Origin of the sequence: Paludibacter propionicigenes WB4 (genome assembly GCF_000183135.1) — a bacterium.
GTDB lineage: Bacteria > Bacteroidota > Bacteroidia > Bacteroidales > Paludibacteraceae > Paludibacter > Paludibacter propionicigenes.
Genome location: NC_014734.1, coordinates 3,245,898 through 3,258,106, shown reverse-complemented (window position 1 = coordinate 3,258,106; position 12,209 = coordinate 3,245,898). Strand labels below are relative to the sequence as shown.

Sequence of the window (12,209 nt, the reverse complement as noted above, 5' to 3'; positions counted from 1 at the left end):
TACCCGAAGGGAATTTTAAATACTGACAATATGAAAACAAATTCTATTTCAACATTTACGAAAAGTAAAATCTTATTAGGATTATCCATAATTTCATCGTTGCTGATTTCGTGTGGAAAATCAAAAGGCGATGCCGATGCATTTGGAACTTTCGAAGCCACCGAAGTAATAGTTTCGGCCGAAGCGTCAGGTAAAATTTTGTCGTTCAACATAGAAGAAGGTCAAGCGCTGATAGCCAACCAAGTCATAGGAACCATCGACAGCACACAACTTTATCTGCGCAAGCAACAGATTATCAGCAGTAAAAAAGCATTATTGAGTCGTCGCCCGGATATCAAAAAGCAAATTGCCGCTATCGAACAGCAGATTGCCACAGCCAAAACCGAACATAAAAGATTTGAAAATCTGGTAAAGGCAAACGCTGCCAACCAAAAGCAACTGGACGATATTAACGCACAAATAGCCTTGCTCGAAAAGCAACTGGACGCACAAAAAACTACTTTAGTTACCGGAAATCAAGGTATCAACGACGATAGCGAAGGCATTTCGTTGCAAGTATCTCAACTGGATGACCAACTGAAAAAATGCAACATTACAAGTCCTATAGATGGAACCGTATTGGTAAAATATGCCGAAATGGGTGAAGTAGCGGCACCCGGCAAAGCACTTTTCAAAATAGCGGATACCAACAATATGATACTCCGTGCCTATGTTACAGCCGACCAGTTGACTAAATTGAAAATCGGTCAACAAGTGAAGGTCATGACTGATTTTGGAAAAGACGACACCAAAGAATACACCGGCACATTGGCCTGGATTTCAAGCAAATCGGAATTCACACCCAAAACCATTCAAACCCGCGACGAACGCGCCAACCTGGTTTATGCCGTAAAAATAAACGTCAAGAATAATGGTTTGTTGAAAATCGGGATGTACGGAGAAGTATCGTTTTAGTTGAAAGTTGATAATTATTTCTAAGGTTTTTCCTAATATTCAATCTAATGGACAAGCAAAATATTCAGTCTGAACCGGCTATCAGTTGTAAATCTGTCAGCAAAAAATACGATACTATCGAAGCTCTCAAAGGGATAGATTTCACAGTGGAAAGAGGTGAGATTTTTGGTATTATCGGGCCTGATGGAGCCGGGAAAACCACACTTTTCCGAATACTCACAACCCTGATTTTAGCCGATAGCGGAACTGCCTCTGTTGATGGATTTGACGTAGTAAAGGATTACAAAGAAATTCGGAAACGGGTGGGTTATATGCCCGGCAAATTCTCACTCTATCAGGATATGACTGTGGAAGAAAACCTGAACTTTTTTGCAACAGTTTTCAATACCACAATAGAAGAAAACTACGAGCTGGTTAAGGATATTTACCAACAGATTGAACCCTTCAAAAACCGTAGAGCAGGAAAACTTTCCGGTGGAATGAAGCAAAAACTGGCGTTAAGCTGTGCGTTGATTCACAAGCCAAGTGTACTTTTTCTGGATGAACCTACAACGGGAGTTGATCCCGTTTCGCGAAAAGAGTTTTGGGGAATGCTCAAGAACCTGAAAGCGCAAGGCATAACCATTCTGGTTTCCACCCCTTACATGGACGAAGCCAGTCTGTGCGACCGGATAGCACTGATCCAAAACGGGCAATTCCTAAAAATCGACACACCCCGGAATATCGTCAATCAATATGAAAACAAGCTGTGGGCGGTTCAAAGCGACAACATGCACAAGTTATTGAACGATTTAAGAACCAATGACCTTACGAGTAATTGTTTCGCTTTTGGAGACAAACACCATGTTTCAGTGAGCAGCGAACAGTTATCAATAAACAGTTTGAAAGAAACATTGGATAAGCTAGGCCATACAAATATTGAAATCAAAGAAATAGAGCCGACCATTGAAGACTGTTTTATGCAACTATCCCAGAAATAAGAGCTAAGAAAATGGAAAAAATAATTCAACATAATTCCAACAAAGTAATTATAGCCGAAAATCTCACCAAGAAATTTGGTAATTTCAAAGCAGTGGATAATATCTCGTTTGAAGTGGAGCGAGGTGAAATCTTTGGATTTTTGGGAGCCAATGGTGCCGGAAAAACCACTGCTATGCGTATGCTTAGCGGACTTAGTATCCCCACCGGCGGAAAAGGTTTGGTGGCAGGTTACGACATTGGTACACAAACCGAGCTGGTAAAGAAAAATATCGGTTACATGAGCCAGAAATTTTCTCTGTACGATGACCTCAAAGTGTGGGAAAATATCGAACTTTTCGGTGGAATATATGGAATGAAAGACAACGAGATCAAAGAAAAAACTGATAAATTAATGCAGGTTCTGGATTTCGAAAGTGAGCGAGACAAACTGGTAGGCTCTTTACCGCTAGGATTCAAACAGAAGCTAGCTTTTTCGGTTTCCATCTTTCATAATCCGCAGGTAGTGTTTTTGGATGAACCAACCGGAGGTGTGGACCCGATTACGCGCCGTCAGTTTTGGGAGTTGATTTACGATGCCACTTCGCGCGGAATAACCGTTTTCGTCACGACACATTATATGGACGAAGCCGAATATTGCAACCGGGTTTCTATCATGGTGGATGGGAAAATAGAAGCACTGGATTCGCCCAAAAATCTAAAAAAACAGTTTAATGCCACCAGCATGGATGAAGTTTTCCAACAATTGGCACGGAAAGCGAAAAGAGTTGACAGTTGATAGTGGATAGTTAACAGCGAAACAAATATATGGAAGAAAAAACAGTTAAATATAAATCTTATGCTTTTGCACTAAGAATTATCAAAGCTTATAAGTTTTTAAGCTCTGAGCAACGAGAATTTGTCCTCTCCAAACAACTATTGAGAAGTGGAACTGCCGTTGGTGCTTTAATCAGAGAAGCTGAACACGCAGAATCAAAAGCCGATTTTATTCATAAAATGAGTATTGCCTTGAAAGAAGCAAACGAGGCTGAATATTGGTTGATGCTTTTGCATGATAGTGAATTTATCGACAACAAATCTTTCTCTTCCATTACCAGTGATTGTCAGGAATTAATCAAGATGTTAGTAAGCATAATCAAGTCATCCAAAGAAAACAACAAAAAGGATTAACTATCAATTTTCAACTATCAACTAAGTACATGAAGCAGCTATTATCATTTATTCGAAAAGAATTTTACCATATTCTCCGCGACAAAACCACCATTATGATTTTGCTCCTGATGCCTATCATTCAAATCATCTTATTTGGATTTGCACTGACAACAGAGGTAAAAGACACACAGGTGGCGGTTTTAGCTCCTACTAACGACGAAGCCAGTAGCCGTATTATCGACAAGTTGAACGCCAGTGCTTACTTCGATGTGGTAGCGAGAATTCACAACACTGATGAGATTCAACCTGTTTTCAGGGATGCAAAAGCCAAACTGGTGGTTGTTTTCGAAGATCATTTTGGAGATAAACTCCGTCATAACGGCACGGCGCATATTCAGCTTTTGGCCGACGCCACCGACCCTAATGCAGCAACATCATTTACATTTTACGCCAGCAATATCATCAACTCGTACCAACAGGAATTGATGGGCGAAACCAAAAATCCCTATCAAATTACGCCAGAGGTAAAGATGCTTTTCAATCCTCAAATGAAAAGTTCATTTAATTTTGTTCCGGGCGTTTTAGGTATGATTATGCTGTTGATATGTGCCATGATGACCTCCATCGCTATTGTTCGTGAAAAAGAAATGGGGACAATGGAGATTCTGTTGGTATCGCCCATGAAGCCTATCTACATCATCCTGTCCAAAATTACGCCATATTTTGTGCTTTCGTGCGTGAATTTTGCCACCATCATGCTGCTTTCGGTCTTTGTTTTGGGCGTGCCTATTGCGGGGAGTTTTATGAGTTTAGTCGCCGTGTCGCTACTGTATATTTTTGTTTCGTTATCGTTCGGGCTACTGGTTTCAACCATTACCAATTCGCAACAAGCTGCCATGTTGGTATCCGGAATGGGACTAATGATTCCCGTTATGCTGCTTTCGGGTATGATGTTCCCGATAGAAAATATGCCGCTCCCGCTCCAGTGGTTTTCGAATATCGTTCCGGCCAAGTGGTACATCAGAGCTGTAAAAGCCATTATGATTGAAGGTTTAGGTATTACTTCCGTACTCAAAGAAGTAGGAGTGCTTTGCCTCATGGGTATCGTTTTGGTCACCATTAGTCTAAAGAAATTTAAAGTGAGGTTGGAGTAGCAGAAACCCCTAACCCCTAAAGGGGAACTAGGTTAGTTTCGTCTCTTATGTATTTATATTTATAAAATGGTTTAAATCAAACAGTACTAATTCAATCCCCCTTTAGGGGTTAGGGGTCACATTATTATGATAAAATATCTTCTTAGAAAAGAGTTCAAACAAATACTTCGGAATGGGTTTCTTCCGAAGATGATTTTTATATTTCCACTCAATGTGTTGCTCATTTTTCCGTGGGCAGCCAGTTACGAAATAAAAAATCTGAATTTGAGCGTGATTGACAACGATCACAGCACGTATTCACAACAGCTTACGCAGAAAATAATTTCATCCAATTATTTCAAACTTACCGACGTGTCGCCAAATTACAGCCAGGCGCTAAAAAGCATTGAAAAAGGAGAGTCTGATATTATTCTTGAGATTCCGCCTCATTTTGAAAAAGACATAGTGAATCGTCAGGGGGGCAAGGTTATGATTTCGGCCAACGCGGTAAATGGTATGAAAGGCAGTATCGGCATAACGTATCTTTCGAGCATTATAGGTGATTATAACGGACAAGTGATTCAGGAATTAATGCCGACAAACGCAGGGACAAACTCCACTCCCACTATTCAGCTTGATGCACAGTATCGTTTCAATCCGCATCTCAATTACCGGGTATTCATGGTTCCTGCACTGATGGTTATGATTCTGACCTTGCTGTGTGGTTTCTTACCAGCTGTATCCATTGTTACTGAAAAAGAGCGGGGAACCATGGAACAAATTAATGTAAGTCCGGTTTCAAAATCTATGTTCATACTCGCTAAATTGATTCCATTCTGGATTATCGGGTTCATCGTTATCAGTATAGGTTTCCTTGTAGCTTGGGCGGTTTACGGGCTGATTCCGGCGGGTTATTTTGCGTCTATTTATTTATTTGCGGCCATTTACATTCTGGCTATTTCCGGTCTCGGGTTAGTTGTTTCAAACTATGCTGCGACCTTGCAACAAGCCATGTTCATCATCTTTTTCTTCATGATGCTGTTTATCATGCTCAGTGGTCTGTACACACCTATCGACAGTATGCCGGAGTGGGCTAAATGGATAGCTGCCTTTAATCCGCTGAAGCATTTTATGATTGTGATGCGATCAATTTATTTAAAGGGAAGTAACCCGTTACAACTGATGAATCAATTGTTGGCACTGGTAGGGTTTGCCATATTCTTCAACACCTGGGCGGTATTGAGCTATCATAAGAAAAACTAAATTTCAGTTAGCACGAACACCATATGAAAACTATGCTCCTCAATAGAAAGAAACCAAGCACTGCACACATTCAATTGAGCATTGATGCCTGTACTGCCTGTTGGAAATGCGTGGAAGCTTGCCCGAATGAAGTACTGGACAAATCTTTCTTATACATTGCCGACACGTTGATAGACATGCATGCTTTTGTTTACGATGCAAATAAGTGTGCCGGTTGTTTAAGATGCGTACAAGCCTGTAAGTTCGATGCCATTAGCGCCGTCCGGTAGCATTATTGGTTATAAGTTTCAAGCACTTTTTTCACCGAACCATGAAGTAGCAACAAGTTACGTGCCTGCTCGTATGCTATGTGCAGTTCTTCCACAATCATTCTTGCTCCGCGGTCAATAAGCTTGGCATTGCTGAGTTGCATATTCACCATTTTATTGCCTTTCACGCGACCAAGTTTTATCATCGTAACCGTTGAAATCATATTGAGCACAAGCTTTTCTGCCGTGCCGGATTTAAGTCTCGTACTTCCGGTTACAAATTCCGGCCCTACAATCACCTCTATGCGAATATCAGCTTCGTGGGCAATGGGTGAATCGGGATTGCAGGCAATGGATGCCGTCAGTACGCCATTAGTTTTCGCATTTCTCAACGCACCGATTACGTAAGGCGTAGTTCCAGAAGCAGCTATGCCGATTACCGTATCGGTTATATTTATTTGATAGCCTTGCAGTTCTTCCCAGGCTTTAGCCAAGTCATCCTCGGCATTTTCCACCGGATTGCGCAAGGCCTTTTCGCCACCCGCAATCAGTCCTATAACCATATGCGGAGGCATTCCAAAAGTAGGTGGAATCTCCGAAGCATCCAACACCCCCAACCGTCCGCTGGTACCTGCTCCCACATAAAAAATACGTCCGCCACGCTTCATTCGCCCCACGATTTTCTCCACCAATTCCTCTATCTGAGGGATTGCTTTTTGAACTGCCAATGCCACTTTCTGATCCTCTTCATTCATTTCTGAGAGCAGTTGACCAACCCATTTCTTATCGAGATCGGTATGAAGAGAAGGTTGTTCGGTTATTTTTTGAAATGTCATAAGACTTGTGTACTAATTTGCTAATGTTTTTTTGCATTTTTCAACTGTCAATTGTCAACTTTCAACTTTCAATTGTTATGATATTTCACTAACCCTTCCATCGGACTTTGTACAATTTCCGACACCACAATGCCTCGCTCGGATGCAACTATTTCCAGCGTATCGCGGAAATAATGGGCTATTGAGCCGACAAATCCAACTTGTACGTCTTCCAATGGATATTGCATCACATTGCGAATAAAGAAAGCATCAAAACTATCGTATACCAGATTAAAAATAGCGGGTTCTTCAATATGTTCTAAGATAAATGGAGTGAATTTAGCCAAAAAGCGATTGGGGAAAGGCTTTTTGTATATGTTGTCCATGATAACCGCGGGCGTCAGTTCGTATTCGTCCAGTAGTTTCTCGGTAATCCATTCGGGCATTTGATTTTTCAGGCAATCGGCTATAAAGAGTTTCCCAAGTACAGCCCCGCTGCCTTCGTCGCCCAAAATAAAACCAAGCGGCGAAACGTTTTGCCGAATTTCTTTGCCATCATAAAAACAGGAATTAGAACCGGTTCCAAGAATGCAGGCAATGCCTTTTTGACGTTGGAACAATGCCCGCGCAGCACCCAGCAAATCGCTCTGAATTTCGACAATTGCATTTCCCAAAAAACGAACCAGCCCCCGACTAACCAATATCTTTTTTTCAGGAAAAGAGCAACCCGCTCCATAGAAATAAATATGTTCAATAGCCTCACAATCCAGATTTTGAATAAGTTGTGATTCAAGCAAAGCAATGATTTCCATGTCCGTCTGGTAAAACGGATTAATCCCATCGGTAAAAATATCTTGTTGAATTGCACCCTGTTCCACTACACACCAATGCGTTTTTGTAGAACCGCTATCGGCAATCAATATGCTCCCTGAATCCCCGAAAGGCGACTTTGAAGTCTGTTCTTTTTTACTCATTTTATTTAATTATTCTATTCCAAACACAAAGATAATTTATATTTTCTACGCTTAAAAAGAGTATTAGTTTGTACGGCCCCAACATTTGGATGACTTTAATTATATTTATTGTTTGAATTTATGAAGCTCTTCTTTATATGATTTAACGAGATCATCGATTGCTGCTTCTTCGGCTTTTTTTAAGGCTTCTTCTTCCAGTTTAATGGCATTATTCTTTTTGCCAGTTGCAAATAGCAAATGGGCATAAGTATTCATAATTTCAGATGATTTGGGTTGAAGTGTATAGGCTCTTTTTGCCCACTCACAGGCTTTATCAAGTATCGTCTTATCCTTTATTTTACTGCTGTTTTGATAAATTTTCCAAGCTTGCGAACCAATATAATTACTGTCATCACATTGGTCTTCAAGATAGGGAGACGCAATGCTAATTAGATTCTTCCAGTCAGCTTGGTTATCTATGTTTTTATTCCTAACACACTCCCAGTATGCAGCTGCGATAGCAATGAAATTTTTTGCCTTATCAAAAATCACAGGATCGATACTTCTTAAAGAATCAAAACCAGCGATGTCCATTTCGTAAGTATATAAAAACAACCCATATAAAATCCTCCTCTCAACAGCCTCTTTTCCATATTTTTCTGTAAATTTTAATCTATTCTTTAGAAAGAATTGAAACGATTCTGACTTGGGGTCTTTAATGTACAAATTAAATAAATCCCAGCCATCTTGAGAAATTTTCTCTTCATCTGATAATATTTTAAAGCATTCCTCTACCAGCGATTCACTTTTTTTATAGTTGTAATTCTGAACAAAAAATCTTTTTACAGTTCTAATGCTTCTATCTCCATCTTCTATTTTCTTAGCGTTAACCTCAAAATTATTAGCATTATCCAGAGCCGCTTTACCCATTTCGAGGAAAATCGGTGCTTCTAAATATGCTTTGGCTTTTAATTTCAACTTCCCATTGGGATCAAAAAACAAATAGGTAGGAAAAGCCGTAATTCCATATTTTTCAACAATAAATTTATTATCAGGTTTCTCCAAATCAAGTTTCAGATTTATAAAATTTCGATTATAATAATCCCCAACCTGCTTTTGTGAAAACACATCGAACACCATTAATTTGCATGGACCACACCAAGTGGTATAGCAGTCAACAAAAACGTATTTATTTTCATCTTTTGCTTTTGATAAAGCATCAGCTAAAGTCAGTTCGTGATTAAATTTTATGCCTTCATATTGAGCCGACACTGAAAACTTAAACATTATCAGAAGTAAAAAAAGAATTGATTTTTTCATAACACGAATTTTTAAATTGATTAAAATAAAAATGATTATCCATGCTTAATAAAGTAAATCCAAACAATAAGAAAACTGCTCAACGCTATTTAAAGTCTTACAAAGTTCTTTGTTATCGGACTTTAAATTTAGGCAAAGATATAATATAATTTTAAGTTAGTTGTAATTTAATGTAGAGAAAAATGAAAATTTAGTCGTATTTTTGACAACCCAAATAGCATAATAATAAAATCTCCATAAATGAACAATCAACCGACAAATTCCACTAACGCAAAAGCCCCCTTCAGGGGGTTGGGGGTAGTCAATTGCTTCCTTGCCTGCAATAATACTGCGGAAACGCTCAAAACCGTAGAACAGCTTAAACAATCCTCACTCATTCAAACGATTTATCTGCTGGTGAAAAGTGGAAACAACATACAACTCAAAGATTGCCATACGATAGAAATCGACTCATTGCAAAGCTCGGAAACTATACGGAAAATTGCAGCTAAGGCCGACACTGCTTATTCGCTCATTTACACCAAAGACACTACCCTTGAACTGGGTCAGTTTGCCGTTGAACGATTTTACCACATAGCTTCCGACACACAGGCAGGATTGGTTTATTCGGATTATTACGAGATAAAAGACGGCGTTCGCTCCAACCTTCCGGTCATCGACTATCAGGAAGGCAGCTTGCGCGACGATTTTAATTTCGGTTCGGTGCTGTTTTACGATTCCGAGTATTTGGAAAAGGCCGCGGCTGAAACCTCCGTTAACTATCAATTTGCAGGGTTATACAACCTTCGCCTGAAAGTATCGCAACAAGCCGAATTGGTTCATATCAACGAATATCTGTACTCGGAAGTGGAGAACGACACACGCAAGAGTGGCGAAAAACAGTTTGATTACGTAGATCCGAAGAACCGCGCCGTACAACTGGAAATGGAAGTCGCCTGCACCGACCATCTAAGAAAGATTGGCGCTTATCTGGCTCCGCAATTCAAAACAATCTCTTTCGACGAAAGTAATTTTCCGGTAGAAGCTTCGATAATTATTCCTATCCGCAATCGGGTAAAAACCGTGGAAGATGCCATCAAATCGGTATTGATGCAGAAAACGACCTTCGACTTCAACCTGATTATTATTGATAATTTTTCGACGGATGGAACATCAGAATTGATTGAGAAATATGCTAAAACGGACAGTCGCGTTATTCATCTGACTCCGAACCGCAACGACCTGGGCATTGGCGGTTGCTGGAACGAGGGAGTGCATTCCGCTTACTGTGGAAAATTTGCCGTGCAGCTGGACAGCGACGATGTTTATCAGACTGAAAATACCCTGCAAACCGTAGTCGATGCTTTTTACGAACAAAACTGCGCCATGGTGATAGGGTCGTACACAATGACCAACTTTGCTATGGAAACTATCGCACCCGGACTGATTGATCACAAAGAATGGACACCCGAAAACGGACGAAACAATGCTTTACGCATTAATGGACTAGGCGCACCACGCGCTTTTTATACACCCGTGTTGCGCGACATAAAAGTGCCTAACACCAGCTACGGCGAAGATTATGCGCTTGGGCTGCGCATCAGTCGCGAGTACCAGATTGGACGAATTTATGATTCGCTTTACCTCTGCCGACGCTGGGACGAAAACTCCGACGCTTCGCTGGATGTAGTAAAAATGAACGGACACAACTTATACAAGGACAAAATACGGACGGTGGAATTGAAGGCGAGGAAGTCGTAGAAGTAAGGAGCAAGAAGTAAGAGGCAAGCAATTTGTCAAAAGAACTAGTAAATGAAAAATATCAACAACCAAATAAAATCACTTTTCACTGAGCAGGTTTCCAACTGGGAACTTGCTCGTACCAATTTCGAAGGGCTAAAAACCGTGCGCACCAAATCATTCTCGTTTGATGATTTTGAGGTAAAGGTACAGTTTAATCCGGCACGTATTGTGTCGTCCGGCGCTAAGGTGGATGCCAAGACCATTGCCGAACGGAAGTGCTTTTTGTGTGCTGCCAATCGTCCGGCAGAACAAAAGTCGGTTGAGTTTGGTGATTACGAAATTCTGGTCAACCCCTTCCCTATTTTCCCCGAGCATTTCACCGTACCGCGCAGAGAGCATGTGCCGCAACGAATAAAGCCCTACTTTACCGATATGCTTCGGCTGGCGCAGGCATTGGACGACTATCTTGTTTTTTACAACGGTCCGCAATGCGGCGCTTCCGCCCCCGATCACATGCATTTTCAGGCCGGAACGAAAGATTTTCTGCCGTTGGTAAACGACTATAAGCGGCTGAAAGATACGCACACCCAACTGTTGGTCGAGTCGGAAACTTTTCAGCTTTTCAGCTTCAACGACTACCTGCGCACCGTTTATTGCATTGAGTCCACCGATATTGAAAGTGCCGAAGATTCATTCGAAAAGTTATATGCTCATTACTCAACTGATGAAAATGAGGAACCCATGATGAATATCGTTTGTACCTTCGAGACAGACAAATGGTATACTTTCGTGCTTCCCCGCAAAGCTTTCCGCCCCTGGCAATACACTGCCGAAGGTGACCAGCAGTTACTCGTCAGCCCCGCCACCGTGGAGATGTGCGGCATTTTTATTACGCCTGTAGAAAGCCATTTTGAACGGATAGCAAAAGAGGATGTAGAAAGTATATTGGAACAGGTCAGTTTCGAATAATGCCTTACAATAAGATTATTTTCATCGTTACATAGTAGTAATTTACCTCAACAAAATAACTATTTACTTCTTTATAGTAATTAGTTACTACTATAAAGATATAATTCAATTCAAATTAGTGATTAATTACCACTTTAAAGACATTAATTAATTCTACAAAGCAGTAAATAAACTCTATATAGTAAGTAAATACTTCAACGAAGTAATAAATTATCACTATAAAGAAATAATTAATCACTTTGTTGAAGTAAAAAAACACTTTTTTGAATTGCTTTATTTAAAAAATATCATTATCTTCACCGCCTTAAATCAGGTAAATATGAGCAACTCCAGAGATAATAACTACGTAAGTGCTAAAACAATGCCCCACAATGGGAAACTTCTTGCTGATTTTATTCAAAACAACAAGATTAACCGCGCTGAACTTGCACGTCAACTAAACAAAGCGAATACCAGTGTGTATCAATATGCAGAAAGCCCATCCCTGCAAATGCATGTTCTGTGGAAAGTCAGTCTGGCCCTGAATCACAATTTTGTAGCTGAACTGGGAGCTTCATTACCGGTAGACTATGTTACCCCTAAAGAACAGGAACTCCAGGATCAAATCAAAGTTCTACAAGAACAAATTGAAGGATTAAAAAAAGAAATTGAACACCAACAAATAGAAATTGGCGTTTATAAAAACATTGTGGGGAAATAACT

Annotated in this window: 13 protein-coding genes; 10 read left to right on the top strand and 3 right to left on the bottom strand. The window is 40.3% G+C overall.

Annotated features, from left to right (window positions below; translation table 11 throughout):
• The first annotated feature begins 30 nt into the window (after positions 1–30).
• From PALPR_RS13535 to PALPR_RS13505, 7 genes are all read left to right on the top strand, one after another.
• A complete protein-coding gene (locus tag PALPR_RS13535; protein ID WP_013446216.1) occupies positions 31–954 on the top strand; it encodes an HlyD family secretion protein in 924 nt (307 codons plus the stop codon).
• 47 nt (positions 955–1,001) lie between these two features.
• Complete coding sequence (locus PALPR_RS13530; RefSeq protein ID WP_013446215.1) at positions 1,002–1,934, top strand: ABC transporter ATP-binding protein; 933 nt, start codon at positions 1,002–1,004, stop codon at positions 1,932–1,934.
• Positions 1,935–1,945: 11 nt separating this feature from the next.
• Positions 1,946–2,710: an ABC transporter ATP-binding protein gene (locus PALPR_RS13525; protein ID WP_013446214.1), complete on the top strand. Its 765-nt coding sequence runs from the start codon at positions 1,946–1,948 to the stop codon at positions 2,708–2,710.
• Positions 2,711–2,739: 29 nt separating this feature from the next.
• A complete protein-coding gene (locus tag PALPR_RS13520) occupies positions 2,740–3,102 on the top strand; it encodes a four helix bundle protein (protein ID WP_013446213.1) in 363 nt (120 codons plus the stop codon).
• Positions 3,103–3,131: 29 nt separating this feature from the next.
• The gene (locus PALPR_RS13515; RefSeq protein WP_013446212.1) at positions 3,132–4,238 is read left to right on the top strand and encodes an ABC transporter permease; all 1,107 of its coding nucleotides are present in this window, start codon (positions 3,132–3,134) and stop codon (positions 4,236–4,238) included.
• A gap of 126 nt (positions 4,239–4,364) precedes the next feature.
• Positions 4,365–5,480 (top strand): ABC transporter permease, encoded by a 1,116-nt coding sequence (locus PALPR_RS13510; RefSeq protein ID WP_013446211.1) that lies wholly within the window; start codon positions 4,365–4,367, stop codon positions 5,478–5,480.
• Positions 5,481–5,503: 23 nt separating this feature from the next.
• The gene (locus PALPR_RS13505; RefSeq protein WP_013446210.1) at positions 5,504–5,749 is read left to right on the top strand and encodes a DUF362 domain-containing protein; all 246 of its coding nucleotides are present in this window, start codon (positions 5,504–5,506) and stop codon (positions 5,747–5,749) included.
• A 2-nt stretch (positions 5,750–5,751) separates the two neighbouring features.
• On the opposite strand, the gene murQ is transcribed toward PALPR_RS13505, so the two are convergent.
• The 3 genes from murQ to PALPR_RS13490 form a co-directional block, all read right to left on the bottom strand.
• Entirely contained in the window at positions 5,752–6,564 is an 813-nt protein-coding gene (gene murQ, locus PALPR_RS13500; RefSeq protein ID WP_013446209.1) for an N-acetylmuramic acid 6-phosphate etherase, read from the bottom strand.
• 68 nt (positions 6,565–6,632) lie between these two features.
• Positions 6,633–7,517 carry an ATPase gene (locus PALPR_RS13495; protein WP_013446208.1) on the bottom strand — a complete coding sequence of 295 codons (885 nt, stop codon included), beginning with the start codon at positions 7,515–7,517 and terminating at the stop codon, positions 6,633–6,635.
• Between the two features lie 105 nt (positions 7,518–7,622).
• Positions 7,623–8,816, bottom strand: coding sequence for a thioredoxin family protein (locus tag PALPR_RS13490; protein WP_013446207.1), 1,194 nt, complete (start codon positions 8,814–8,816; stop codon positions 7,623–7,625).
• A 240-nt stretch (positions 8,817–9,056) separates the two neighbouring features.
• Between PALPR_RS13490 and PALPR_RS13485 the strand changes: the two genes are divergently transcribed.
• The 3 genes from PALPR_RS13485 (at position 9,057) to PALPR_RS13475 (ending at position 12,207) form a co-directional block, all read left to right on the top strand.
• Positions 9,057–10,556: a glycosyltransferase family 2 protein gene (locus PALPR_RS13485; RefSeq protein ID WP_013446205.1), complete on the top strand. Its 1,500-nt coding sequence runs from the start codon at positions 9,057–9,059 to the stop codon at positions 10,554–10,556.
• A gap of 60 nt (positions 10,557–10,616) precedes the next feature.
• Positions 10,617–11,507 (top strand): DUF4922 domain-containing protein, encoded by an 891-nt coding sequence (locus tag PALPR_RS13480; RefSeq protein ID WP_041620983.1) that lies wholly within the window; start codon positions 10,617–10,619, stop codon positions 11,505–11,507.
• Between the two features lie 319 nt (positions 11,508–11,826).
• Positions 11,827–12,207: a DUF5320 domain-containing protein gene (locus PALPR_RS13475; protein ID WP_013446203.1), complete on the top strand. Its 381-nt coding sequence runs from the start codon at positions 11,827–11,829 to the stop codon at positions 12,205–12,207.
• Positions 12,208–12,209 lie beyond the last annotated feature (2 nt).